We start from the raw sequence: 25551 nt of genomic DNA, 5'->3' as shown, positions 1-25551 counted from the left end.
CCCGTGGGGGGTGGCGGCGGTGAGGCGGGAGGAGGCGATGGTGCCCGAGGCCGAGTTCCGGTCCTACTACGGGCAACCGGTGATCAAGTCCCCGGTCTGGCACGAACCGCACATGCCCGCCTACCTCTACCTGGGAGGCCTGTCCGGAGCGGCGGCGGTGATGGGCGCCATGGCCGGGCTCTCCGGGCGCGACCGGCTCGCGCTCACCTCCAGGGTCACCGCGGCTCTCGGCGCGACCGCCGGGGCGGCCTTCCTGGTCGCCGAGCTCGGCAGGCCGGAGCGGTTCCTCAACATGCTGCGGGTGTTCAAGCCCACCTCGCCGATGAGCATGGGCTCCTGGATCCTGGCCGTCCACAGCGGGCTGACGGCGGTCGCGGCCGCGCCCGCGGTCCTCGCCACCCGGCCCGCTTCCGGGATCGCCGGCTCCCTGCCCTCCGCGGTCACCACCGTCCTGCCCGCCGCGGGCGACGCGGCGATCCTGGTCTCCGGGCTGACCGGCCCGCTGATGGCCACCTACACCGCGGTGCTGCTGGCCGACACCGCCGTGCCCGCCTGGCACGAGGCCCACCGGGAGCTGCCGTTCCTGTTCGCCGGGAGCGCGCTGGCCGCCGCGGGGGCGGCGGGCATGCTCGCCACGCCCCGCGCGCAGGCGGGCCCGGCCCGTGCCGTCGCCGTGCTGGGCGCCGCCCTGGAGACGGCGGCCGGCGCGGTGCTGGAGAGCCGGCTCGGTCTGGTCGGCGAGCCCTACCACCAGGGCAGGGCGGGCGTCCTGCTGCGGGTGGCCCGCGCCCTGACGGCGGGCGGCGGCCTGTTCGCCGCGGTCGCCGGCCGCGGCCGCGTCCTCACCGCGCTGTCCGGCCTCGCCCTCACCGCGGGCTCGCTGGTCACCCGCTTCGGCGTCCTGGAGGCGGGCAGGGCCTCGGCCGCCGACCCGAAGTACACGGTGGTGCCCCAGCGCCGGCGCCTGGAGGGCGAGGGCCGTACCCCGGCGCGGGCCCCGGCCCGGATGTGGCCGTAGGGCCGGCCCGCAGCGGGATTCCGAGCTACGGGGGCCGTTCAGCGCAGCCGCAGGGCCCGGTCGCCGGAGACGACGAGCTCGCCGATGACCGGGGCGCCGGGGACCTCGCCCGCCACGAGCAGCCCGCCGGAGGTCTGGGCGTCGGCGAGCAGCAGCAGGTCCTCCTCGCCGTGGCGGCCGGGGTCGAGATGCGGCTCCACCCAGGCCAGGTTGCGGCGGGTGCCGCCGCTGACGTAGCCGTCCCGCACCGCCTCGCGGGCACCCTCCAGGTACGGCACGGCCGCCACGTCGACCACCGCCGTGACGCCGCACGCCCTGGCCAGCTTGTACAGGTGGCCGAGCAGGCCGAACCCGGTCACGTCCGTGGCGCACCCGGCACCGGCGGCCAGCGCCGCCCGGGAGGCGTCCCGGTTCAGCGTGGTCATCGCGGCGACCGCCTCCGGGAAGACCGCGCCGGTCGCCTTGTGCCGGGTGTTGAGCACGCCGATGCCGAGCGGCTTGGTGAGGGAGATCGGCAGTCCCGCCCGCCCGCCGTCGATGCGCAGCAGCCGACCGGGGTCGGCCAGGCCGGTGACGGCCATGCCGTACTTCGGTTCCGGGTCGTCGACGCTGTGGCCGCCCGCGACATGGCACGCCGCGGCGCGGGCCACGTCCAGGCCGCCGCGCAGCACCTCCTTCGCCAGTTCCATCGGAAGCCTCTCGCGGGGCCAGCCGAGCAGGTTGACCGCCACCACCGGCTCCCCGCCCACCGCGTAGACGTCCGACAGGGCGTTGGCCGCCGCTATCCGCCCCCAGTCGTAGGGGTCGTCCACCACGGGTGTGAAGAAGTCGGCCGTGGCCACGATCGCCCGGTCCCCGTCGATGCGGACCACGGCGGCGTCGTCCCCGGCCTCCAGCCCGATGATCAGCTCGCCGGCGGGGGAGGGGAGGGCCCGGCCGTCCGGGGCGTCGAGGAGGCCCGCGACGACGGCCTCCAGCTCGCCCGGCGGGATCTTGCAGGCGCAACCGCCGCCGTGGGCGTACTGCGTCAGCCGGACGGCCTCCCGCCCTGACCTCGACGAGGACGGGGACTCCGGGACGCCCCGCTCGGTCGTTCCCTTCATGCCACTCTCCCTCGGCAGGCCTCCGGCGGTCCGAGGGGAGGCGCGGCGCGCCGCCCCCACCTGCCGCTTCAGTCTTACCCGCCTGCTGTTAGGTTCTCCCCTGGAGGCGTGTGGGCGCCTGGTGGCCCCCGCGGTCTTCAAAACCGACGAGGCCGAGGTCCTCGGCCTGGCGGGTTCGATTCCCGTCCGCCTCCGCCACCTGAGGAAACCTGCGAAACCCGGAACAGATGCCTTCACCATTTCGGCTGAAATGATCTTTTCGAGGCGCTGAGGGGACCAAAAAGGGAACATCGCGTCATGATCTTGTCTGTGCGGATTCCCTCCGCGCCGACAGAAGCACGACGATCTTCTCCGCCGCGTCGTCCAAGACAGCCGGGCGGACGCGCTGACAGAGGTCCCGGGTGATCGTGGTCGTCGAATGCCCCAGCTGCACCGAGACGACCTTCACGGCCGGAGGTGTCCATCCGGCTGTTGACGATGGAGGAAGGGCGCAGAGCGCGGCGGATCAGCCGGACCGAAGGATCCGGTCAAGCTGCGGCGGGCGATCGTGGTGATGATGTCCGGCCAGCGCCAGGGTCAGGGCCGGGTGCTTCGGGGCGGCGAGGGCTTCTTTTTGTCCAAAAATGGACAAATGTGGATAAATCATTGCTGGTCCCATTGTGCCGTATGAAGATGATCTCGATCTGGAGCGCCCACTCCAGCGGCAGAACCACAGCAGAAGGGGACTGCATGAGATTCCACAAGGCCCTGACCATCGCAGCGACTCTCGCCCTGTCGTCGGCTCTCACTCTCACCGCGACCACCACCCCAGCCCACGCCGCGACTTGCTCCAAGGGGTGGTCCGCCGATCTGCACACCGCGTGGATCGACTGCGACAACGGCTTCACCACCGGCAGGTTCCGGCTCAAGGCGTTGTTCTGCAGCGGCACCGGATGCTCGTGGCGGTACGGGCCCGACAAGTACTACCAAGGGGGAGGCGCGTCCTCGCACACGGACGCCATCTGGGTGGACGTGAACAACATCACCTACGAGGACCGGGGACCGGGGTCGCTCGCACCCACCTCCTGACAGGCTGCGCCCCGCCCCGCCCTCCTCGGGAGGACGGGGCGTCGTCGTGTCTCCGGCCGCCCCTCGTCATTCATCGCGGAGGAGGCCAAACCGCATCGCCGCGCCGTCCGATCTGGGACAATGATCACATTGTGAGCTCTTCTCTTTTACGCCCGACCATCTCCGCGGATGTGACCCTGTGCGCTGACGGAAGCGCACGGGTCATCCCGTTCGTCCTGCCTCTGAACGTGCCTGAGGAGTCGATGAGCATGACCGTCCGCGACTGGCTCCGCCTCGACGAGAAGACCATGATGGTCGGGATGCTCGACCAGTCGGCGATCATCGCCCGGATCAGGGCGCTCCGGCTCGCTCAGGGGTTGACGATCCAGTACCTCGCCGATCAGACGGGAATCCACCGTTCGATCATCGGCAAGCTGGAACGTGGCAAGCGCAAGACGTTCAACCTCGACGAGGCCAGGGCGCTGTGCGATGCTCTCAAAGTCGATCTGCGAGTGGTGATCAGTGACGAGCCCATGTCGATCGTCGAGAAGGTCTAGCCGTACCGATCGCAGAGGTTGAGTACGGGGACCGCCCGTGTCTCGGCGCGACTGTCAGCGCTCGGATCCTGTCCCGCATCTCTCCCGGCCACAGCGGCAACCTCCACTTCTCCGGCGTCATCGATGTGGAGGCCGAGCCGGTCAGCGGTATCCGCTGGATTTCCGGCGACTGCTCCTGGGCCCCCGTCGGGAGAACCCGGCAACCACCGTTCGGCTCCCGTCGTGACCCGCGGAACCATGAGGGCCGAGTGGGCGTGTAGCTAGCTACACCCCAGCTCGGGGGATATGTCCATTCCTGGTGCCGGGTGGGGAACCCTAGCGTCGAGAGCCATGACATCTGCCCTTCGCACGGAGCCCGGTACCGGAAGTCGCATCGCGTCCGACGAGGGCGAGGTGGCCGCTTTCCGTCTTGTGGGGCTGCACAAGAGGTTCGGCGAGCACACGGCAGTGGACCACGCCGACCTCACGGTCGCTGCGGGATCCTTCTACGGGCTGGTCGGGCCGAACGGCGCGGGCAAGACCACCGTGCTGTCCATGGCGGTCGGCCTGCAGTGGCCGGATGAGGGCCGTGCCTCGGTCCACGGCGTCGACGTGTGGAAGGAGCCGTTGCGGGCCCGCAGGCTCATGGGGGTGCTGCCCGATGGGCTGGCGATGCCCGAGCGGCTCACCGGACGGGAACTGCTCACCTCCCTGGGGCAGTTGCACGGTCTGGACGCCGCCGAGGCCGCGCGGCGCGCCGGCGAACTGCTCGCCGTCATGGAACTCGACGGTTCGGCCGAGCGCACCCTGGTCGTCGATTACTCCACGGGCATGCGTAAGAAGATCGGCCTGGCCACCGCGCTGCTGCACGGGCCGAAGCTGCTGGTGCTCGACGAACCCTTCGAGGCCGTCGACCCGGTCTCCGCGGCCACGATCAAGCAGATCCTCAAGCGGTTCGTCGCGGGGGGCGGTTCGGTGCTGATCTCCAGCCACGTCATGGCACTGGTCGAGCAACTGTGCGACACGGTCGGGGTGATGGCCAAGGGCCGGGTCGTGGCCGAAGGACCGCTCGACGAGGTGCGCGGCGGCCGCTCGCTCGAGGAGACCTTCGTCGACCTGGTCGGAGTCGAGATCGGCGGTAGCGAAGGACTGTCGTGGTTGGTGTCCTGATCCGTATGAAGCTCGCCGTGCTGCGGAACACCGCGACCGGCGGCAAGATGGCGTGGGTCGCCCTGGGCGGGACCGCCGGTCTCTGTCTGGCCATCGCAAACATCGTCCTGGCGTTCTTCGACTTCGCGCACCCGCGGATGCTGATGGACCTGCTCGCGGTGACCTTCGCGCTGTGGGCCCTGGGCTGGATGGCCGGCCCGGCGTTCGCCGGCGAACCCCCGCTCAACGGTCAGCACTTCCACCGCCAGCCGATACCGCGCGGCACGCTGGCCCTGGGTCTGCTCGCCTCCGCCATGGTGGCCGTCACCACGGCGGTCACGCTCCTGGCGTTCACCTCGCTGATCGTCTTGGCCGCCCGGCTGAACCTGGGGGCCGTGGTGGTCGCGGTCCCGGCGACGATCCTGCTGCTCCTGCTGGTGGTGCTCCTGTCGCGGGTGGTCATGCTGCTGTTCGGCGCGCTGGCCAGGTCCCGCTTCGGAGGCGTCGTCACCGCGACGGTGACCGCGGCGATGATCGCGCTGGCCTCGTTCTCCTGGATCGTCTTCATCGGGATCTACCTTCTGCTCGACCACGGGTTCCCGCCCGGGCTCTCCATGCTCCTGCGGTCGCTGCCCTCCAGCTGGGGCCTGCTCTCGGTGGAGGCCGCGGGCCGCGGCGACCGGTGGTGGACCGTCGGACCGCTGGCGGCGCTCGCCGTCCTCGACGTGGTCCTGTTCCTGGTGTGGAGGAGGTTGCTCGGTCCGCGGCGGCCCGCCCGCGCGGTGGTGCGCGGGTCCTCGGCGCAGCGGGCGGCGCCGAGGGGCTGGGCCGCGCGCAGCGATCTGGGCGTGCTCTACCTCAAGGAGATGCGCACGTGGTGGCGCGACCCGCTGCGCACCCAGAACATCGTGCTACCCGCCGCGTTCTCGGTCATCACCGCGCTGTTGCCGCTGATGGTCGACTTCACCGGGTTCTTCCCGTTCGTCGGCGTCGCCACCGCGCTGATGGGCGCCGCGACGTGCGCGAACCTCTACGGGCAGGACGGCACCGCGTTGTGGATGACGCTGATGCTGCCCGGCAAGGAGAAAGCCGACGTACGGGCCAGACAGCTCGCCTGGCTGACGGTGTTCGGTCCCATGACACTCCTGATGACGGCCGCGGGTTCGGCCCTGCACGGGGATCTCTTCCTGCTGCCGTGGGCGCTGGCGGCCAACCTCGCCGCGCTCGGCGGCGGGGCCGGCCTGCTGATCTGGATCTCCGTCATGGATCTCGTGCCGGGGCCGGACCCGCACAAGAGCAAGAACTCGCCGCTGGACCACGGAGACGTCACCGGCCAGTCGTTCCTGATGCTCCTCCTCACGGCGGTCGCCGTCCTGCCCGCGCTCGGCGTGGCCCTCGCGGGGCATCTGCTCGACCGGTCCCCGCTCCTGTGGGCGAGCGTGCCGGTCGGCCTCCTGGTCGGCGCCGCCTGTCACGTGTGGTTCGGCGACCTGGCCGCGCGGCGGCTGCGCGAGAAGGGCCCTGGCCTTTTGCAGCTGATGCGGTCGGGCAAGCGGCAGGCCGTTGCCGACGCCCCGCCGACGGCGCCTGCGCCGTCGGCGTTCGAGACGATGGGGGTCAAGAGCCGGTTCCTCATGTGGGGCAGCATGGCCGTCGGCGTCCTGGCCCTGTTCCCGCAGGGTCTGGTGCCCCTGGGTGTCAAGCTCAGCGGCTCGACGGACCGGGTGTGGTTCCTCGCGCTGTACATGCCGGATCCATGGCAGTGGCCGGTGATCGCGGGCATGATCCTGATCGGCCTGGCGAGCTTCGGCGGCATGACGGCGGTGTACCTCGCCGCAAGCCGGAAGACGAAGGAGAACGCCGCGAGCCGGAAGGCGAAGAAGGAGAAGCCGAGCACCGCCTGACCGGAGTACCGCCGCGTTCCTCCAAGCAGGTGGACGAGCGCGCGGCGGAGGATCCGGGGCTGTGGCGGTCGTCCCCGGATCCGGGATCGGGCGTGGGCGCGGCGACCACCGGAAGTCACCGGAGCGTCGTCAGCGGACTTCGCGACCGACGAGGCCGAGGTCATCGGCCTGGCGGGTTCGATTCCCGTCCGCCTCCGTTCTATTTTCGAACCATGGACTCACGCAGGCGCGTGCCGCGCACCGACCTCGTGCTCGCCGATCCCCGGCTGGTCGCGACGGAGGGCAGGCTGGGGCGGGCGGTCGTCAAGGAGGCGGTGGCGCAGGCCCAGCGGCGGGTACGGCAGGGCGAGATCGCCCCCGAGGAGGTCGTGGACGCGGCCGTGGCGGCGCTTCCGCCGTATGCCACGCGCATGCGGCCGGTGATCAACATGACCGGCGTGCTGCTCCACACCAATCTCGGCCGGGCGCCCCTGTCGCCGGCCGCCGTCACGGCGGCGGCGGCCGCCGCCGGCTCCTCCGACGTGGAGTTCGACCTGGCCACCGGGGCCCGCGCCCGTCGCGGGCGGGCCACGCTGGACGCGCTCGCGCGGGCCGTGCCGGTCGCCGAGGACGTGCACGTGGTCAACAACAACGCCGCCGCGCTCGTGCTGGTGGCCACCGTCCTGGCCGCCGGGCGGGAGATCGTGATCAGCCGGGGCGAGCTGGTGGAGATCGGGGACGGATTCCGCATCCCCGACCTGCTCGTCTCCACCGGCGCGAGGTTGCGCGAGGTGGGCACCACCAACCGCACCTCCTACGCGGACTACGCGGCGGCCGTGGGGCCGCAGACCGGGTTCGTGCTCAAGGTGCACCCGTCCAACTTCCGGATCGAGGGCTTCACCGGCTCGGCCGAGGTGGCGGCGCTCTCGGACCTGGGCGTGCCCGTCGTGGCCGACATCGGCTCCGGTCTGCTCGCCAGGGAGCCGCTGCTGCCCGGGGAGCCCGACGCGGCGGGCGTGCTCAGAGCCGGCGCCGACCTGGTCACCGCCAGTGGCGACAAGCTGCTCGGCGGGCCGCAGGCGGGCCTGCTGCTCGGCCGCCGCGATCTGGTCGAGCGGTGCAGGCGGCACCCGCTCGCCCGCGMCCTGCGGGTGGACAAGCTGACGCTGGCCGCGCTGGAGGCCACCCTGCGCGGGCCGGCCACGCCCGTCCACGAGGCGTTGCACGCCGATCCCGTAGCGCTGGGCGAGCGCGCCGGCGCTCTCGCGGGCAGGCTGGCCGAGGCCGGGATCGACGCGAGGGCCCTGCCGAGCGAGGCGACCGTGGGCGGCGGGGGAGCGCCCGGCGTGACGCTGCGCAGCGCCGCGGTGAGCCTGCCCGAGCGGTTCGCCGTACCGCTGCGGACCGGCGAGCCTCCGGTCGTCGGCCGGGTGGAGGGCGGACGGCTCCTGCTCGACCTGCGGACCCTCCCCCCGGGCCGGGACGACGACGTGGTCCGGGCGGTCCTGGGGGCGGACGGCTGATGCACGTCGTCGCCACGGCGGGCCACGTCGACCACGGCAAGTCCACGCTGGTGCGGGCCCTCACCGGGATGGAGCCCGACCGGCTGGCGGAGGAGCGGCGGCGGGGGCTGACGATCGAGCTCGGCTACGCCTGGACGACGCTGCCCTCGGGGGAGCGGCTGGCGTTCGTCGACGTCCCCGGGCACGAGCGGTTCCTCGGCACGATGCTGGCCGGGGTCGGCCCGGCGCCCGCCGTCATGTTCGTGGTGGCGGCCGACGAGGGCTGGATGCCGCAGTCCGAGGAGCACCTGGTCGCGCTGGAGGCTCTCGGGGTACGGCACGCCCTGCTCGCGGTGACCCGCGCCGACCTGGCCGACCCCGAACCGGTGATCGGGCGGGCACGGGCCCGCATGGCCGCGAGCGGCCTGGGCGCGGCCGAGGCTCGGGCGGTGAGCGGGCGCACCGGGCAGGGCCTCGGCGAGCTGCGGGAGGCCCTGGACCGGCTGGTGGCGGCGCTGCCCGCACCCCGCCCGGAGGCGCCGGTGCGGCTCTGGATCGACCGGGTGTTCAGCGTGCGCGGCAGCGGCACGGTCGTGACCGGGACCCTGCCCGAGGGCACGATCGCGGTCGGGGACGAGCTGTCGCTCCTCGACGGGCCGGTGCGGGTCCGCGGGCTGCAGTGCCTGAACGAGCCGCTGACCTCGGTGACCGGCGTGGCGCGCGTGGCGGTCAACCTGCGCGGGCACGGCGTTCCGGAACGGGGGCAGGCGCTGGTCACGCCGGGGGGGTGGACGTGCACCGACCTGGTCGACGTGCGGCTCTCCCCGGTGGGGGGACCCCGGACGTCCGGACTTGCGGGGCTCTCCGGGTCCGGTGAGGCCGCTGAAGCGGCGGGCGACGGCCTGTGGGGGAGCGAGACCGCTCAGGTACGCGGGCCGGGAGGCCGGGACGGGGCCGGCCTGCCCCCGCGGCTGACCGCGCACATCGGGTCGGCGGCGGTGGTGTGCGAGGTGCGGCCGCTCGGCGGGCCGATCGTACGGCTCCGCCTGGCCAGGGCGCTCCCGCTGCACCTGGGCGATGTGCTGCTGCTGCGCGACCCCGGCCGGGACCGTTCGGAGGTGCGGGTCCTCGCCGGGGCGAGCGTGCTCGACGCCCGCCCGCCCGCGCTGCGCCGCCGCGGCGCGGCGCGGGAGCGCGCGGACCGGCTCGCCGCGGCCCGGCCGGACGCGGCCTCCCTGCTGCGGGACCACCCGCTGCTGCGCGCGGGTGACCTGCTGGCCATGGGATGCGTCCCCACGGGGCGGCCGGTGTGCGGTGACTGGCACGCCGACCCGGCGTACTGGTCGGAGCTGGGGGAACGGCTCGCCGAGGCGGTGCGCAGGCACGCCGCGGAGCATCCGCTGGAGCCGGGCATGCCGGTCGAGGCGGCCCGCCACGCGCTCGGCCTGCCCGACCGGCGGCTGGTCGCGGCGCTGGTACGGCCGCCGCTGGCCGTCGCCGACGGGCGGATCGTGAGCGGACCTCCGGACCTGCCCGCGCCGGTGGCCCGGGCGGTCGGGCGGCTCCGCGCGGAACTGTCCGCGCATCCCTTCCGGGCGCCGGAGGCCGGGCGGCTGGCCGAGCTCGGGCTGGGGCCCAGGGAGCTGGCGGCGGCCGTACGGGCCGGCGCCCTCCTCCGGGTGGCCGACGGGATCGTGCTGCCGCCGGGCGCGCAGGCGCGGGCGGCGGAGCTGCTCGCCCGGCTGCCGCAGCCGTTCACGGTCAGCCAGGCCAGGCAGGCGCTGGACACCAGCCGCAGGGTCGCGGTGCCGCTGCTGGAGCTGCTCGATCGCGGCGGGCTCACCGAACGGGTGGACGAGGTCCACCGCCGATGCCGGCCGCAGGCCCCCGGCGGGTCCTGAACGCCGCCGATGCCGGCCGCAGCCCATGGCGGGGCTGAACGCCGCCGATGCCGGCAGGCTCCTGGCGGGGCTGAACGCCGCCGCCGGGCGGGCCGTACGCCCCCGGGATCCCGAGGGCCGGCGGGCCCGCCCTCCGCCGGCCGTGCCGGGCTCCGGCCGGACCGGACATGGGGACCGTCCGGTTACCGCACCAGCCGGAGGGTATGTACTTCTAGCTGGGAAAAGAACCATCGCTGCCGGGGGACGCGATGGTCGGCTGCCCGCCGGGGAGACCACTCGGGGAAGTCGTCGGGCCGATATCCGATCGTCATCTTCGGTCCCGGTCCGGTCGTCGTCGATCTCTTCGCGGGAGACGGCTGCTCCATCGGCGCCTCCGTCGAGGAAGGAAACGTCATGACGGATAACAAGGGCGTCACCTACCAGGGGCCGGGCAAGGTGGAGGTGCAGACCATCGACTACCCCGGGTTCGAGCTCAAGGACGGCCCGGGGGTCAACCCGGCCAACGTGGGGCGCAAGGTCCGCCACGGTGCGATCATCAAGACCGTCGCGACGAACATCTGCGGCAGCGACCAGCACATGGTCCGTGGCCGCACCACCGCGCCGCCGGGACTCATCCTCGGCCACGAGATCACCGGTGAGGTAGTCGAGACCGGCCCCGACGTGGAGTTCGTCAAGAACGGCGATCTCGTCTCCGTGCCCTTCAACATCGCCTGCGGTCGCTGCCGCAACTGCAAGGAGGGCAAGACCGGGGTCTGCGAGAACGTCAACCCGGACCGGCCCGGTTCGGCCTACGGCTACGTCGACATGGGCGGCTGGCCCGGCGGGCAGGCCAACTACGTGCTCGTCCCCTACGCCGACTGGAACCTGCTGAAGTTCCCGGACAAGGACCAGGCGATGGAGAAGATCCTCGACCTGGCGATGCTCTCGGACATCTTCCCGACGGGCTTCCACGGCTGCGTCACCGCCGGGGTGAAGCCGGGATCGACCGTCTACATCGCGGGCGCCGGTCCGGTCGGGCTCGCCGCGGGGGTCTCGGCGTTCCTGCTCGGCGCCGCCGTGGTCATCATCGGCGACCTGAACAAGGAGCGTCTCGCCCAGGCCCGCAGCTTCGGCTGCGAGACCATCGACGTGTCCCAGGGGGAGCCCAGGGACCAGATCGAGCAGATCCTCGGCGAGCCCGAGGTGGACTGCGGCGTCGACGCCGTCGGGTTCGAGGCCCGCGGCCACGGCTCCGAGGCGGGCACCGAACACCCCGCCACCGTGCTCAACTCGCTCATGGACACCACTCGCGCGGGCGGCGCGCTCGGCATCCCCGGTCTGTACGTCACCGGTGACCCGGGAGCCGCCGACGAGGCGGCCAAGCAGGGGTCCCTGTCCATCCGGCTCGGCCTCGGCTGGGCCAAGTCGCTCGCCTTCACCACCGGCCAGTGCCCCGTCATGAGGTACAACCGCCAGCTGATGATGGCGATCCTGAACGACCGGGTGCAGATCGCCAAGGCGGTCAACGCCACGCCGATCCCACTCGACCAGGCGCCCCGGGGCTACGAGGACTTCGACAAGGGCGCCGCGCGCAAGTACGTGCTGGACCCGAACGGCATGCTGGCCGCGGCCTCGTAGCCGGCGTCCCCCCTCGCGAGAGCGTGCCACGCGCCCCCTTCACGGGGAGCGCGTGGCGGCGGCGGCACCCCCCAGCGGGACGGCGGCCTTCACCGGAGGGCGCGGCGCCGGAGCCGGGCCCTCCGGGCGTCGCGGCCCTACCTCACCAGCTTGTCGAGGCGGATCGGCAGGTCGCGGATCCGGACGCCGGTGGCGTGGTGGACCGCGTTGGCGATCGCCGCGGCGGTGCCGACGATGCCGATCTCGCCGATGCCCTTGGAACCCATCGGGTTGAGGTGCGGGTCGTCCTCCTCCACCCAGAGCGCCTCGATGTCGCGCACGTCCGCGCAGGCCGCGACGTGGTACTGGGCGAGGTCGTGGTTGAGGTAGTCGCCGAACTCGCGGTCCATGACGCTCTCCTCCAGCAGGGCCATCGACACTCCCATCGTCATGCCGCCGACGAGCTGCGAGCGCGCCGTCTTGGGGTTGACGATCCGGCCCGCGGCGAACACCCCGAGCAGCCGGAGCACCCGCGTCTCCCCGGTGTCGACGTCCACCCCCACCTCGGCGAACTGGGCGCCGAAGGCGTGCCGCGCGAACCGCCGCTGCCCCCTGATCTCCTCGGTGGTGTCGGCACCCGCCTCGACGCCGCCGACGGGCAGGTCCCCGCCCCGCCGGTCGAGCTCCTCCAGCAGCGCCTCACAGGCCCGCACCACGGCCGTGCCCCACGAGGCGGTCCCCATCGATCCGCCGGCCAGCGAGGCGGTGGGCAGCGCGCTGTCGCCGATCTCCACCCGGACCCGGTCCACCGGGGCGCGCAGCGCGTCGGCGGCGATCTGGGTGAGCACCGTCCGGGCGCCGGTCCCGATGTCGGCGGCGGCGATCCGTACGGTGAACCGGCCGTCCGGCTCGGCGCGGGCGCCGGCCTGGGACGGGCGCCGGTAGACCGGATAAGTGGACGCCGCCACCCCGGTCCCGACCAGCAGCCTTCCCCGGCGCCTGACCCCCGGCGCGGGATCGCGCCCGGCCCACCCGAACCGCCGCGCCCCCTCGCGCAGGCAGGCCACCAGGTTGCGGGAGCTGAACGGCAGGCCGCTCTCCGGATCGGTCTCCGGCTCGTTGCGGATCCGCAGCTCCACCGGGTCGAGCCCGCAGGCGATCGCCAGCTCGTCCATTGCCGACTCCAGCGCGAACATGCCCGGGGTCTCGCCGGGCGCCCGCATCCAGCTCGGGGTGGGGACGTCGAGCCGGACCAGCCGGTGGGTGGTGCGCCGGGCGGGCGCGGCGTACATCATCCGCGTGGGCACGGTGGTCTGCTCGGCGAACTCCTTGACCGTGGAGCTCTGCTCGAACGCCTCGTGCACGATCGCGGTCAGCCGCCCGCCGGCGTCGGCGCCGAGCCGTACCCGCTGGATCGTCGGGGTGCGGTAGCCGGTCACCGCGAACATCTGCTGCCGGGTCACCGCGAGCTTGACCGGGCGCCCGACCTGCTTGGCGGCGAGCGCCGCGAGCACCACGTGCGGGTGCGGGAGGCCCTTGGACCCGAAGCCGCCGCCCACGTGCGGGGAGATCACCCGGACGTTCGCCGGCGGCATGCCGAACAGCGCCGCGACGGTGTCGCGGACCGCCGACGCCCCCTGGTTGGAGTCGTGGAGCGTCAGCCCGTCGCCGTCCCACGCGGCGACCGTCGCGTGCGGCTCCATCGGATTGTTGTGCTCGGCCGGGGTGCTGTAGACGGCGTCCACCACGATCGGGGCGGCGGCGAGGGCGGCGTCCGGATCCCCCTGCTCGACGTCGGCGGGGAAGTCCGGGTTGACGACCTCGGGCCGGTACAGCCCCGGGTGGTCGGCCCGGAGCTCGACGTCGTGCCGTTCGGCGGCGTACTCCACCCGCACCAGCCCGGCCGCCTCCCTGGCGTCATGGAGCGTCTCGGCCACCACGACACCGATGTACTGACCGCGGTAGGCCACCCGGGGGGACTGGAGCACGGCCAGCTCACCGCCGTCGTCGGAGGCCAGCCGGGGGGCGTTGCCGTACCAGATCGCGGCGATCACGCCGGGGCACTTGAGCACGGCGTCGACGTCGACGGCGTGGATCTCGCCCCGGGCGACGACGGCCTGCACCGGCACCGCGTAGGCCAGGTCCCGCGGGGAGTACTCGAAGGCGTACCGGGCGCGGCCGGTGACCTTGTCGAGGCCCTCGACCCGGTCGAGCCCCGAGCCGACGGACGAGGGGGTCGTGGTGGTCATGGCGTCTCCGCGAGCTCGGTGAGGGTACGGACCAGCACGTTCCGGGTGAGCGGCACCTTGAACCCGTTCCCCGGCAGCGGGCGTGCCCGGGCCAGCTCGGCGTCCGCCGCCCGGGCGAACTCGGCCGCGGTGGCGGGAGAGCCGCGCAGCGCCTCCTCGGCGAGCCGCGCCCGCCAGGGCACGTGCGCGAGCCCGCCGAACGCGATCCGGCAGTCCCGGACCACGCCGCCGGCCACGTCCAGCGCCGCCGCCACCGACACCACCGCGAACGCGAACGAGGCCCGGTCCCTGACCTTGCGGTATCGCGACCGGGCCGCGAACGGCAGCGCCGGCAGCTCCACCGCGGTGATCAGGTCGCCCGGGTCCAGCACGGTGTCACGGTCCGGTTCGTCGCCGGGCAGCCGGTGCAGGCCGGGCATCGTCACCTGGCGCACCCCGCGCCGCCCATCCACGTGCACGCTCGTGCCGAGCGCCGCCAGCGCCACCGCCATGTCCGAGGGGTGGGTGGCCACGCAGGCGGCGGAGTGGCCGATGATCGCCAGGTTGCGGTGGTCGCCCTCGACGGCCGGGCAGCCCGAGCCGGGCTGCCGCTTGTTGCACGGCTTGGAGACGTCCTGAAAATAGGAGCAGCGGGTGCGCTGCAGCAGGTTGCCGCCGACCGTGGCCATGTTGCGGATCTGTCCCGAGGCCCCCGACAGCACCGCCTGGGCGAGCATCGGGTAGCGCCGCCGCACGGCCGGGTGCGCGGCCAGGTCGCTGTTGCGGACGCCCGCGCCGATCAGCAGGCCGCCGCCGGCGGTCTCCTCGACCGTGTCGGAGGCGACCCGGGTGACGTCCACCAGGGCCTCGGGCGCGACGACGCCCAGCCGCATCAGGTCCACCAGGTTCGTGCCGCCGCCCAGGTACATGGCGTTGGGCTGCTCACTCAGCGCGGCCACCGCCGCCCGCGCGTCGGTGGCCCGCCGGTAGGCGAAGGGTCTCACCGCGCCACCTCCCCGATCGCGGCGACGATGTTGACGTAGGCGCCGCAGCGGCAGAGGTTGCCGCTCATCCGCTCGCGGATCTCGTCGTCGTCGAGACGCGGCGCGCCGTTCATGTCCGGGGTGACCACGCTCGGCCATCCCGCCGCGGCCTCGGCCAGCATCCCGACCGCCGAGCAGAGCTGCCCCGGGGTGCAGTATCCGCACTGGAAGGCGTCGTGGTCGACGAACGCCGTCTGCAGCGGATGCGGGGTGTCGCCGTCGGCCAGCCCCTCCACCGTGGTGATCTCCCGGTCGTCGAGGGTCACCGTCAGCGTCAGGCAGGACTTCACCCGGCGTCCGTCCACCAGCACCGTGCAGGCCCCGCACTGCCCGTGGTCGCAGCCCTTCTTCGCCCCGGTCAGGTCGAGTCGCTCGCGCAGGGTGTCGAGGAGTGTCTCCCGGGTGTCCACCGTGATCGGATACTCGTCACGGTTGACCGACAGCCGGAGGTCCACCGTGACCGGAGTCGAGGCACCCCATCGTGTCGTATCGGCTTCGCCATTCATGGCGCTTCCCTACCCGCTCGTCTGTCTGGCGTTTCCCCGGGTTCGCCCACGGACGCTTGACCTGCGGCGAACTCCCGGGCCCACCCAGTTTTGGCCGTCCTTGAACGGGAATAAAGGAATGCTCCAATTGGGGAGGCGGTAGCCATGGCGGATCGCCTGTTTCAGGATCGCCGGGACGCCGGACGCGTTCTGGCCGGTCTCCTCGGGCACTACCGGGGCCGGCCCGGCGTCGTCGTCCTGGGGCTGCCCCGGGGCGGCGTGCCGGTGGCCTACGAGATCGCCGGGGCTCTCGCGGCCCCGCTCGACGTCTTCCTCGTCCACAAGCTCGGCGTCCCGCACCACGAGGAACTGGCGATGGGGGCGATCGCCGGCGGCGGCGTGATGGTGCTCAACGACGACGTCGTCTGGAGCCGCGGCCTGTCGCGGGAGACCATCCGGAAGGCGGCCGAGCGGGAGCGGCGCGCGCTGCTGAGGCGGGAGCGGCTCTACCGGGACGCGAGGCCCATGATCGAGCTCGACGGCCGGGTCGTCATCGTGGTCGACGACGGCCTCGCGACCGGCGCGAGCATGCGGGCGGCCATCCAGGCCCTCGGCCGGCTGCGGCCGGCGAGGGTCGTCGTCGCCGTCCCCGCCGCACCCGCGTCCACCTGCCGGGAGCTGGAGGCACTGGTCGACGAGGTGGTCTGCGCCAGCACGCCGGAGCCGTTCTTCGCCGTCGGGCAGTCCTACGTGGACTTCACCCAGACCGGTGACGCGGAGGTGCGTGACCTTCTCCACGCCGCGGCGAGGGCTCGCCCGCCCGGTACGGGCTCCCGAGGCGCCGGCGGCCCGCCCGGTGACCGTCCGGAGGAGGAGAGGTCCCGATCCCCGTCCGTCCACTTCCTGAGCGATTCCAGTGGAAAGGAGATGAGCCGCATGGTCGAAACGGGTTTCCCGACCTTCGACACCACCGTGAACAAGACGAACCATGTTCTCCGGGCGATCGAGGAGGCCTACGGTTGGCCGAGGGGGCGCAGGAACCGGTCCTACAGCGCGCTCCGGGTGGTCCTGCACACCCTCCGCGACCGCCTGACCGTCGACGAGGTCGCCCGCCTGGGCTCGCAGCTCCCGATGCTGACCCGCGGCATCTACTACGGATCCTGGGACCCTCGCCGCCTCCCGATCAAGATGGACGCCGGAGAGTTCATGGCCCGCGTGCGGAGCACGCTCCCGGACAAGATCCTGGAGGAGATCGACGGTGACGTCGAGCGGCTGGTCCACACGGTCGTCCACGCCCTGAGGGAGCACGTCGACGAGGTGGAGTGGGAGGGCATCAGGTCCGTCGTGCCGAAGGACCTGGCCGCCGTCCTGGCCTAGGTCCTGGCCGGCCCGTCTCCTGGTCCGGGCCGGCGGCCCGCGTCCCGGCTCGGGTCCGGCGACGGCCCGCGTCCTGGTCCTGGCCCGTGTCCTGGTCCGGGTCCTGTGACAGGCGGGTCAGCAGGTCGTCCACCTCGCGTTCCACGGTGGGGTCGAGCAGGTCGTGCCCCGCCATCCACCCGTCGTCGAAGACGGTGTCGAGGTATTTCTCCCCCGTGTCGTTGAGCACGGCCACGACCGTGGAGCGCGCCGGCACGGCGGTCATCAGGCGCAGCGCCTCGTAGACCACCCCGCCGGCCGATCCGCCGACCAGCAGGCCGGTACGGCGGGCCAGCGCCCGGGCGGCGCCGAAGGCCTGGCGGTCGGAGACCTTGCGTCCCTCGTCGATCAGGTCGAAGTCGACCAGCGCCCCGACCGGCGCGCCCGGCGGGGTGCCGGTGCCCGACTGGTGGTAGGGGCCGCCGGGGCCGCCGAAGGCGATGGAGCCCACCGGCTCGACCCCGACGATCCGCGTGTGGGGCGTGGTACGGCGCAGCTCCCGGCCCGTCCCGCAGAGCGACCCCCCGGTGCCCACCGCGCCGATCAGGTAGTCGACGCCCTCCGGCAGCGCCTCCGCCAGCTCCCGGGCCAGGGGCCGGTATCCCTCGGCGTTGCCGGGGTTGTTGTGCTGCTCGGTGAAGACCGCGCCGTCGGTGTCCTTGGCCAGCCGGGCCGCGAGATCCTCGCGCGCCGCGGTGGCCAGCTCGCCGTCGCCGTCACCGGTGACGTACACCAGCTCGGCGCCCATCGCCCGCATCGCCCGCAGCTTGTCGGGGCAGGCGTGCCCGTCCACCACGGCGGTGAAGCGGTAGCCGCGCTCGGCGGCCACCAGCGCGAGCCCCAGACCGGTGTTGCCCGAGGTGGACTCGATGATGTGGCCGCCGGGGCGCAACGCGCCCCGGCGCTCGGCGTCCCGCACCATCTCCAGGGCCATCCGGGTCTTGGCGGTGCCGAGCGGGTTGAACTGTTCCAGCTTCAGCAGCAGCCGGCTGCCGGACCGGTCCTGGCACAGGGACAGCAGTGGCGTCCGCCCGATCAGCTCGGTGACTTTCCGTACGATCCGCAGTGTGATCACTCCTCTGGTCCGGCCGGCCCGGTCAGTTCGGCGGGCGGTCCAGCCGCCAGCTCCCGTCGGCGTTCACCACGACCTTGGGCGGCAGCGGCAGCCCGTGGAACGGTGACTCGTTGGAGTCCATCTGGTATCCGGCGGTGTTGGGATAGACGAGCAGGTCGCCCTGTCGCGGCCTGCCGGGAAGGACGATCCTGCGCCAGGTGAGCATGTCGGACTCCAGGCAGCTCGCCCCGCCCACGCAGGTCTCGAACGGCGGCCCCTCCCGCGCCGGGACGGGGATCGGCTCGGGCAGGAACTCGCTGTTGAACCACTGCTCGGACAGGCTCAGGCTGGTGCCGTCCACGGTGACGATCCCGTAGTCCCTGTCCTTGACGCCCTGGATCCGGAAGACCGTGAACCCCGCCTGGTCGAGCAGGGCGCGGCCCGGTTCGAGGATCAGCGTGACCCCCGCGTCGCGCAGCAGGGCGGCCACGTCCGCGCTCCCGCCGGAGGGGGTGGCCGCCAGCACCGCGCGGAGCGCCGCCGCCCCGGCCACCGGCGAGTGGTAGGGGTAGAACCCGTCGAAGCGCCTGCCGGCGTGGAAGTGCGAGGGGTCGTCGGTGAACTCCCGCCAGTCCCCGGCCGCGAGGTAGTCCACCGCGAACCCGCCGCCGATGCTGACGCCGCCGGCGGCGATGCCCCGCGCGCGGGCCCGCTCGCACCAGCGCAGCAGCAGGGCGGCCATCTCGGCGCGCGGCTGCACCCCGTAACCGGACAGGTGGCAGCCGAACCCCTCCAGCCGCAGCGGCCCGCACCGGGCGAGCGCCCGCTCCAGCTCCCGCTCCGTCATGCCGAACCGGCTGTGCGGCTGGTCCGGCGGCGTGACGCGCAACATGATCCGCGCGCCGTCCAGCTCGGCGACCCGCTCCAGCTCGTCGAGCGCGTCCACCGTGATCAGGCAGCCCTGCCGTACGGCGAGGCGGAGCAGGTCGTCCGCCTTGGCCGGGCCCGTCACCACGATCCGTGTGCCGCGCACCCCGTGGCCCAGCGCGTCCCGCAGCTCCTCCGCGCTGGCCACGTCCACCCCCACGCCGAGATCCGCGCACGTCTCGATCCAGCACGCCGCCTTGTTGGCCTTCTTGGCGTAGTGGACCCGTCCTGTCACGCCGGTCTCGTCCAGCACGTCCAGGAAGGAGACCAGGTTGGCCGCGAAGGTGTCGGGGAAGAGCACGTGGTACGGGCCGCGCAGGCCGTACGCGAGCTCCTGGAGCAGTCCGGCCTCCCCTTTGAGCAGGGCGCGTGCCGGTTCCGACAGCTTGGCGGGCAGCCGCGGGCTCAGCGCCACAGGTCGATCACCTGTCCCATGCCGCGCTCCTCGGCGGCCCGCGCGAAGTGGTGGCCGAGCGCGATGTCGGTGACGACCAGGCCGCTGTTGTAGGCGAAGATCCGCTGCCCGCCGCCGGACCGCGCCTCGGCCCGGCCCACGAGCACGTCGGGCAGCTCGGCGTCCACCGGCCGCAGCACGCCGTGCTCGTCGGCCAGGTCGGTGCCGGTCACGGCCATCTGCGCGGCGCTGGTGGCCAGCACGCGGTCGGCCCGGTGCAGGGTGGAGGGGGCCAGGCCGTACCCGACCAGCACGCACAGCGCGTCCGGCCGGAGCCAGTCCGCCTGCACCGCCGCGGTGGTGGAGGGGCCCGCGACGCCCAGCACCACGTCCGCCCGCTCCACCGCGGACCGCAGGTCCGCCACCTCCTCCACCTCGCGTCCGGGCACCGAGTCCCGTACGGCGCGAAGCCCGTCGGCGTGGGTGCCGAAGACCATGAGGCGCTCCAGCTCCGGCATCGTGGCCGTCAGGTACGGCAGTGCCTGCCGCCCCTGCACGCCGGTGCCGATCACCAGGGCGGTGCGGCTGCCGGGGGCGGCGCACTCGCGCGCCAGCAGCGCCGACACCGCGGGGGTGCGCATCGCGCCGATCCCGCCGCAGTCCATCAGGGCGAGGGGCAGCCCGGACTCGTCGTCGTAGAGCGCCAGCGAGGTGTAGTAGCACTCCCGCCGGGTGTGGAACCTGTAGGAGGTCTTGAAAGCGACCACCCCGCGGGTGCCGTCCCGGCCGAGCATGGCGTAGGAGACCGAGTGCCCGTCGGGGGGCTGCAGCGTCAGCTTGCTCGGATTGGCCGACAGGCCGGCGGCCAGGGCCCGGTAGGCCTCCTCGACGACCGCGATCACCTCGGCCGGTCCGAGCTCGACCTTGGCCAGGTCGCTCCGGGTCAGGACCCGCATCACCCCTCCTCGTAGGGGTCGATCGGCTGCTGGCCGTACCCGTGCTCGGCGGCCTCGGCGGAGGGGCGGTCGCGGTCGGGGAGGCGGACGTTGACCCGCTTGAGCCAGCGGTCGGTGCCGTCGTAGCGGGCGCGGAACGGCTCGCGGCCGTGCACGACCGCGTCGTTGTCGATGACGAGCACGTCGCCGGGTTCGAGCCGCACGCCGACCTTGACCCGGTCCAGCTCGCGGCAGAGCCGTCCGTAGGCGGCCCGGTAGTCCGCTCCCGCCTGCTCCAGAGGCGTGTAGGCGGGGTCGAAGCGCAGGCACAGGCCGTCCTCGCCGTGCCACAGGGTCGGGACCCTGGGGGGTTCGAGGGGGGAGTGGCGTGCCTTGTCGTAGGCGTCGTCGGGGAGGATCGGCAGGACGGGGGCCGACAGCGCCTCGACGTCGGCGTCGTCGAGGTCGGCGTGGCGCACGGACGCCGCGCTGGTCGCGACCTGGTCGGGGTTGCGCAGGCAGCCGAGCAGCATCAGGTGGGCGCGCCGGTGGTGGAAGGCGTCCTCGTTGTGCGCGGCGAGCGTGACGGTGCTGCTCGCGCCGGTCTGCTCGTGCTCGTGGCCGCGGCTCGGCACGATGTCGTGCACCAGGCGCCCGTCCTGCTGCCCCTCCCAGCCGAACGGCCGGCCCATGGCGCTGGCCAGCAGCAGCATGACGACGTCCCACTCGGCCGTACGGGTGGGGGAGGCGTCCGACCAGCTCGACGGGGTCGCGCCGAGGCCGCTGTCGTCGGCGTTCAGCCCGCGCAGGACGTGCAGGCCGGTGGCCGGGTCGGGCGGGGGGCAGAGGTCGCCGAGCTCGGCGGCCGCCTGCGGGAGCTGCTGGATCAGCTCAGGGTTCGATGCCGTTTTATAAGTCGATATAAGGGCATTTGCTCGGTCCAGGAGGGTGTCAGGACTGATTTCCCGGACAGGGGTCACGTTGAGGCCCACTTGGATTACCGCCTTGGTCCGTCGGGGGATGACGTTCCGGTTCCGGAGTTCGCATGGGTGTCGATCGACGCACTGGGGACGCTAGCCCAATCCAAGTTGATAAGGCAAGGCTATCCTAAGTTATATAAATATTATTCTTCTGTCATAAGCCTGTGATCTGCAAATATCTTTAAAAGCGGACATTTCCGGCCTTGAGGCGGCGTAAAAATTAGGGTAGGCAAACCTTAATGACGTCGTAAGAGGGGAGCCGGAGGTGGAGCTGACAAGGAGACGGATCCTGGCGACCGGAGGGGGATTGGGAGTGGGTCTGCTCCTGACCGCCTGCGGTTCCGGACCGCGGCGGGCCGCCGCCGGCGACGGCCCCGCGACCGGCCCGCCCAGGCGCGGAGGCACCCTGCGGGTGGGAGCGGTCGGCAAGGCGTCCGCGGTCAACCGGGACCCGCACGGGGTCCAGGTCAACGACAGCGACTACCTCATCCTCGCGCTGGCCCACGACCCGCTGACGGTCCCCGGCCACCGGCCCAACGTGGTCCCCAGGCTGGCCGCCCGCTGGGAGTCCGACGACCTGCGCCGCTGGCGCTTCACCCTCGCCGAGGGCGCGACCTTCCACGACGGGACACCGGTGACCGGCGCCGACGTCGCCTGGTCACTGCGGCGGCTGCGCGCCACACCGGCCGGCGCGACGCGGCTGCCCGGCATCGACGCCGGCGGGATCAAGGCCGACGGCCGGAACGCGGTGATCCTGACCAGCGACTACCCCAACAGCGAGGTCCCGCTGCTGGCCAGGTTGACCACCTTCACGCTGAAGGAGGACACCACGGACGTGACGAGGGCGCCGGGCACCGGGCCGTTCCGCCTGGAGTCCTTCCGCGACGGCAACGCCAGGCTGGTCCGCAACGACGCCTGGTACGGCGGCGAGCCGCCGCTCGACGCCATCGAGGTGCGCATGTTCGAGTCCCCCCAGGCCATGACCAGCGCCCTGCTCACCGGCCAGATCGACCTGGCCTCCAACGTGGGGCCGGTCGCCGCCCGCACGGCCGAGGGCAGGGACGGCGTCCAGGTGATCCGCCGCCCGCACGACTTGGCCATGCCGATCGTGATGCGCACCGCGGACGGCCCGTTCGCCGACGAGCGGGTACGGCTGGCACTGCGCCTGGCGGTCGACCGGGAGGCCATGGTCAGGCAGGTGCTGTCGGGCTACGGCACGGTCGCCAACGACGTCCTCGGCACCGCGGACCCGGCCTACGCCACGGGCCTCGCCCAGCGTGCCCGCGACCTCGCACGGGCCGGGCGGCTGCTCGACGAGGCCGGTTTCGACAGGCGCGGCACCTACGAGCTGTTCACCACCGAGGACGTCCCCGGCCTGGCCGAGTCCGCCACCCTGTTCGCCACCCAGATGCGCGACGCCGGCGTGAACGTCAAGGTCGTCAAGCAGGAGTCGGCCGTCTTCTGGGACAAGACCTGGCTCAAGGCCCCCCTCTACACCACCTACTGGGGCACCAACGACTCGGTGATCTTCTTCGCCGGCAAGACCATGCAGTCCGGGACCGCGCACAACGAGGCCGCCTGGAAGGACGAGGAGTTCGACCGGGCCTACCGCAAGGCCGTCGGAGCCACGCGCGGCACCGGGCGCGCGACCGCGCTGCGCGAGCTGCAGCGCGTCGAGTACGAGAGCTCGGGCTACCTGCTGTGGGGCATGGCCGACGGCATCGACCTGGCAGCCGCCGGGGTCGGCGGCCTGCCCAGACTGCCCGGCTACGGCAGAGTCCAGCTTGAGCGGTCATGGCTGAGCGCCTGACCGCGGCCCGCGGCCCCGCCGCCCCGTCCGCGTGGCGGCCTGGGCAGTCTTCCGCGTCCGGGTCTTCCGCGTCCGGGTCTCCTGCGTCCGGGCCTTCCGCGTCCGGGTCTCCTGCGTCCGGGCTCTCCACGTTCCGGCCGGTCTCCCTTCTCCTGCGGGGAGCGGCCGCGCTGGCCCAGCGGGCCGTGCTGCTGGCCGTCCTGCTCGTCGCGGTGTTCGCGGCGATGGAGTTCCTGCCCGGCGACGCCGCGCGCTCCAGCCTGGACCGGGGGGCGTCGGCCGCCGCCGTCGCAGCCCGCAGGGTGGAGCTCGGGCTGGACCAGCCCCTCTGGAACCGCCTGCTGCGCTGGATGGCAGGCCTGCCGACCGGCGACCTGGGCGTGACGTCCCGGGGCGAGCAGGTCGCCGAGGTCATCGGCCGCCACTTCCCCGGCACGCTGCTGCTCGGCGGCCTCGCCTTCGCCGTGACCATGGTGGCCGCCCTCGCGCTGGCCGGCGTCGCGGCGCTGCGCCCCTCCTCGGCACTCGACCGCGCGATCTCGGGGACGTCGACGGTCGTGGCGGCGCTGCCGGAATTCGTGGTCGCGAGCGTCCTGGTCCTGATCTTCGCGCTCTGGGCGGACCTGCTGCCCGCCGTCACCGTGACCGCCGCCGGCGGCGGACCCGCCTCGGCGGCCATGCTCGTGCTGCCGGTGCTCTCCCTCGCCGTGCCGCAGATCGGGTGGAACGCCCGCGTCGCGCGCGCCGCGCTGGCCGACGAGTGCACGGCGCCGCACGTCGAGGCGGCCCTCCTGGACGGGCTCCCGCCCCGGCGCGTGCTGCTGCGGCACGTGCTGCCCGGCAGCCTGCCCACCATCGCCGCCGGCGCGGCGACGTCGGTCGGGATGCTGCTCGGCGGCGCCGTCGTCGTCGAGACGATCTTCAACTACCCGGGCGTCGGCAGCGTCCTCGCCGGAGCGGTCCGCGACCGGGACACCCCCCTGGTGGCGGGAGTGGTGGCGGTGACCAGCGTGGCCATCCTCGCCGTGCTGCTGGCCGCGGACCTGGTGCGGGGCTGGGCCTCGGTGAGGCGCCCATGAGGACCGCGCTCCGTCTCCTGCCGGCCGGCCTGATCGCGGTGATCGCGCTGGCGGGCCCGCTGCTCGCGCCGTCGCCGATCGACGCCCCGGTCGCCGCCCCCTACGCGCTCCCCGGCCCCGGCGTCCCGCTGGGCGCCGACGAGCTGGGCCGCGACGTCCTCAGCCGCCTGCTGGCCGGCGGCCGTGAGCTGCTGCTCACCTCGCTCGTGGTGGCCTGCCTGGTCACCGCCGCCGCCGCGCTGCTGGGTACGGCGGCCGCGCTGCGCCCCGCCCTCGGCCGGATCGTCGAGCGGGTCGCCGACGTCATGATCCTGCTGCCCGCGGTGCTGGCCGTGCTGCTGGTGGTGCTCTCCTGGCAGGGCGGCGGCCGGGTCGCGCTGGTCACCGCGGCGGTCGCGGTCGGGCTGCCGTACGCGGTCCGCGTGGTGGCCGCGGCGGCGGCGCCCATAGCCGGGTCGGGGTACGTCGAGGCGGCCGTCGCGGGGGGAGAGCGGCTGCCCCAGCTCGTCTGGCGCGAGGTGCTGCCCAATCTCCGCGCCACGCTGCTGATCCTGCTCGGCCTGCGTTTCGTGGCGGCCGTCTACGTGGTCACCACCGCGGCCTTCCTGGAGCTCGGGCCGCAGCCGCCGGCCGCCGACTGGGCCCTGATGGTCCGCGAGAACGCGCCCGGCATCCTGCTCAACCCCTGGGCGGTCGTCGCCCCCAGCCTGGCCATCGGAGTGCTGGCGCTGAGCGTGCAGACGGCCGCCGAGGTGCTCGCACCCAGAAGCGGACGACAGGTGGTGGCAAGGCTGTGAACTCCACGACGCCGGCGGTGGCGCGGATCGACGAGCTGGTCCTGACCGGCCCGGCGGGCGGCGTCGTGGTGGACGTGCCCGCGGTGAGCGGCGAGCGGGGCGCCGTCGTGGCCCTGGTCGGGCCCTCGGGGGCCGGCAAGTCCACCGCGCTCCGCAGCATGCTGGGCGCGCTGCCGGACGGCCTGACCTGCCGCGCGGGGCGGGTGCGCGTGCTGGAGCACGAGGTCCTGGGCCTCGACCCGGTACGGCTGCGCCGGCTCCGCCGCCACCACATCGCCCTGGTGGACCAGGACCCGGCCTCGCGGCTCAACCCTCGCATGCGCGTGCGCCACCTGCTGGCGGAGCTCGCGGCCCGGCCCGGCCCCGGCGAGCTCCGGCGGCTGCTCACGGACGTGTGCCTGCCCGCCGACGACGAGATGCTCGCCCGCCGCCCCCACCAGCTCTCCGGCGGCCAGCAGCGCCGCCTGGCCCTGGCCCGCGCCCTCGCCCGCCGTCCGGACCTGCTGCTCCTCGACGAGCCGACCGCGGGCCTGGACCCGTCGCTGGGCGCGGAGATCGGCCTGCTCGTCCGGGAGCTCGCCGACCGCCACGACATGGCCGTGATCCTGGCCTCCCATGACGGGGACCTGGTCGGGCGGATCGCCGACCGGGTGATCGAACTCCGGCCC

The 25551-nt window shown here is 73.4% G+C and carries 21 protein-coding genes and 1 tRNA gene; 14 read left to right on the top strand and 8 right to left on the bottom strand.

The window, feature by feature from the left end; all coding sequences use genetic code 11:
* The coding region (gene nrfD / locus CA984_RS25900) for an NrfD/PsrC family molybdoenzyme membrane anchor subunit (RefSeq protein ID WP_242676167.1) at positions 1 to 1018 on the top strand (1018 nt) is incomplete at its 5' end.
* Positions 1019 to 1056: 38 nt separating this feature from the next.
* Here the strand turns inward: nrfD and selD are convergent.
* Positions 1057 to 2121, bottom strand: coding sequence for a selenide, water dikinase SelD (selD, locus tag CA984_RS25895; RefSeq protein ID WP_086576150.1), 1065 nt, complete (start codon positions 2119 to 2121; stop codon positions 1057 to 1059).
* 102 nt (positions 2122 to 2223) lie between these two features.
* On the opposite strand from selD, the gene CA984_RS25890 reads away from it, so the two are divergent.
* The 8 genes from CA984_RS25890 to fdhA all read left to right on the top strand — a co-directional run bounded on the left by CA984_RS25890 (position 2224) and on the right by fdhA (position 11756).
* Positions 2224 to 2319: transfer RNA gene (locus tag CA984_RS25890), tRNA-Sec, on the top strand.
* A gap of 531 nt (positions 2320 to 2850) precedes the next feature.
* Positions 2851 to 3189, top strand: a complete 339-nt coding sequence (locus CA984_RS46455; RefSeq protein WP_165781408.1) for a hypothetical protein — start codon at positions 2851 to 2853, stop codon at positions 3187 to 3189.
* A 242-nt stretch (positions 3190 to 3431) separates the two neighbouring features.
* Positions 3432 to 3725 (top strand): helix-turn-helix domain-containing protein, encoded by a 294-nt coding sequence (locus CA984_RS46450; protein ID WP_165781407.1) that lies wholly within the window; start codon positions 3432 to 3434, stop codon positions 3723 to 3725.
* 330 nt (positions 3726 to 4055) lie between these two features.
* Positions 4056 to 4874, top strand: coding sequence for an ABC transporter ATP-binding protein (locus CA984_RS25880; protein WP_207621033.1), 819 nt, complete (start codon positions 4056 to 4058; stop codon positions 4872 to 4874).
* Positions 4875 to 4879: 5 nt separating this feature from the next.
* Positions 4880 to 6757: a hypothetical protein gene (locus tag CA984_RS25875; RefSeq protein ID WP_086576147.1), complete on the top strand. Its 1878-nt coding sequence runs from the start codon at positions 4880 to 4882 to the stop codon at positions 6755 to 6757.
* A 212-nt stretch (positions 6758 to 6969) separates the two neighbouring features.
* Complete coding sequence (gene selA, locus CA984_RS25870; protein WP_086576146.1) at positions 6970 to 8259, top strand: L-seryl-tRNA(Sec) selenium transferase; 1290 nt, start codon at positions 6970 to 6972, stop codon at positions 8257 to 8259.
* Positions 8259 to 10139 carry a selenocysteine-specific translation elongation factor gene (selB, locus tag CA984_RS25865; RefSeq protein WP_086576145.1) on the top strand — a complete coding sequence of 627 codons (1881 nt, stop codon included), beginning with the start codon at positions 8259 to 8261 and terminating at the stop codon, positions 10137 to 10139. Before selA ends, selB begins: the two co-directional genes overlap by 1 nt.
* 393 nt (positions 10140 to 10532) lie before the next feature.
* Positions 10533 to 11756, top strand: a complete 1224-nt coding sequence (fdhA, locus tag CA984_RS25860; RefSeq protein ID WP_086576144.1) for a formaldehyde dehydrogenase, glutathione-independent — start codon at positions 10533 to 10535, stop codon at positions 11754 to 11756.
* A 137-nt stretch (positions 11757 to 11893) separates the two neighbouring features.
* On the opposite strand, the gene CA984_RS25855 is transcribed toward fdhA, so the two are convergent.
* Genes CA984_RS25855 through CA984_RS25845 form a run of 3 tightly spaced genes read right to left on the bottom strand, consistent with a single transcriptional unit; the run spans position 11894 to position 15512 of the window.
* Positions 11894 to 13984 carry a xanthine dehydrogenase family protein molybdopterin-binding subunit gene (locus CA984_RS25855; protein WP_086576143.1) on the bottom strand — a complete coding sequence of 697 codons (2091 nt, stop codon included), beginning with the start codon at positions 13982 to 13984 and terminating at the stop codon, positions 11894 to 11896.
* A complete protein-coding gene (locus CA984_RS25850) occupies positions 13981 to 14967 on the bottom strand; it encodes an FAD binding domain-containing protein (RefSeq protein WP_086576142.1) in 987 nt (328 codons plus the stop codon). Before CA984_RS25850 ends, CA984_RS25855 begins: the two co-directional genes overlap by 4 nt.
* Positions 14964 to 15512: a (2Fe-2S)-binding protein gene (locus CA984_RS25845; protein WP_207621032.1), complete on the bottom strand. Its 549-nt coding sequence runs from the start codon at positions 15510 to 15512 to the stop codon at positions 14964 to 14966. Before CA984_RS25845 ends, CA984_RS25850 begins: the two co-directional genes overlap by 4 nt.
* Before the next feature lie 144 nt (positions 15513 to 15656).
* Here CA984_RS25845 and CA984_RS47315 point away from each other — a divergent pair, with 144 nt between their 5' ends.
* Positions 15657 to 16868, top strand: coding sequence for a DUF2267 domain-containing protein (locus tag CA984_RS47315; RefSeq protein ID WP_086576140.1), 1212 nt, complete (start codon positions 15657 to 15659; stop codon positions 16866 to 16868).
* On the opposite strand, the gene CA984_RS25835 is transcribed toward CA984_RS47315, so the two are convergent.
* Genes CA984_RS25835 through CA984_RS25820 form a run of 4 tightly spaced genes read right to left on the bottom strand, consistent with a single transcriptional unit; the run spans position 16825 to position 21209 of the window.
* Complete coding sequence (locus CA984_RS25835; protein ID WP_242676166.1) at positions 16825 to 17982, bottom strand: PLP-dependent cysteine synthase family protein; 1158 nt, start codon at positions 17980 to 17982, stop codon at positions 16825 to 16827. The genes CA984_RS47315 and CA984_RS25835 overlap by 44 nt on opposite strands.
* 22 nt (positions 17983 to 18004) lie before the next feature.
* Positions 18005 to 19303, bottom strand: coding sequence for a type III PLP-dependent enzyme domain-containing protein (locus tag CA984_RS25830; protein WP_086576139.1), 1299 nt, complete (start codon positions 19301 to 19303; stop codon positions 18005 to 18007).
* Positions 19294 to 20238 carry an ornithine cyclodeaminase gene (locus tag CA984_RS25825; RefSeq protein WP_086576138.1) on the bottom strand — a complete coding sequence of 315 codons (945 nt, stop codon included), beginning with the start codon at positions 20236 to 20238 and terminating at the stop codon, positions 19294 to 19296. The genes CA984_RS25830 and CA984_RS25825 overlap by 10 nt, the downstream gene beginning before the upstream one ends.
* Positions 20238 to 21209, bottom strand: a complete 972-nt coding sequence (locus tag CA984_RS25820; protein ID WP_086576137.1) for a TauD/TfdA family dioxygenase — start codon at positions 21207 to 21209, stop codon at positions 20238 to 20240. Before CA984_RS25820 ends, CA984_RS25825 begins: the two co-directional genes overlap by 1 nt.
* A 301-nt stretch (positions 21210 to 21510) precedes the next feature.
* Between CA984_RS25820 and CA984_RS25815 the strand changes: the two genes are divergently transcribed.
* From CA984_RS25815 to CA984_RS25800, 4 genes are all read left to right on the top strand, one after another.
* Positions 21511 to 23007 (top strand): ABC transporter substrate-binding protein, encoded by a 1497-nt coding sequence (locus CA984_RS25815; protein ID WP_242676165.1) that lies wholly within the window; start codon positions 21511 to 21513, stop codon positions 23005 to 23007.
* Positions 23008 to 23192: 185 nt separating this feature from the next.
* Positions 23193 to 24086, top strand: coding sequence for an ABC transporter permease (locus CA984_RS25810; protein ID WP_242676164.1), 894 nt, complete (start codon positions 23193 to 23195; stop codon positions 24084 to 24086).
* A complete protein-coding gene (locus CA984_RS25805) occupies positions 24083 to 24883 on the top strand; it encodes an ABC transporter permease subunit (protein WP_086576134.1) in 801 nt (266 codons plus the stop codon). Before CA984_RS25810 ends, CA984_RS25805 begins: the two co-directional genes overlap by 4 nt.
* A partial coding sequence (locus CA984_RS25800) for an ATP-binding cassette domain-containing protein (protein WP_133061774.1) occupies positions 24880 to 25551 on the top strand: 672 nt, incomplete at its 3' end. The genes CA984_RS25805 and CA984_RS25800, both read left to right, overlap by 4 nt.

The organism is Streptosporangium minutum, assembly GCF_002149035.1.
GTDB lineage: Bacteria > Actinomycetota > Actinomycetes > Streptosporangiales > Streptosporangiaceae > Streptosporangium > Streptosporangium minutum.
The sequence above is the reverse complement of the archived record's forward strand: the minus strand, read 5'-3'. Positions and strand labels throughout refer to the sequence as shown.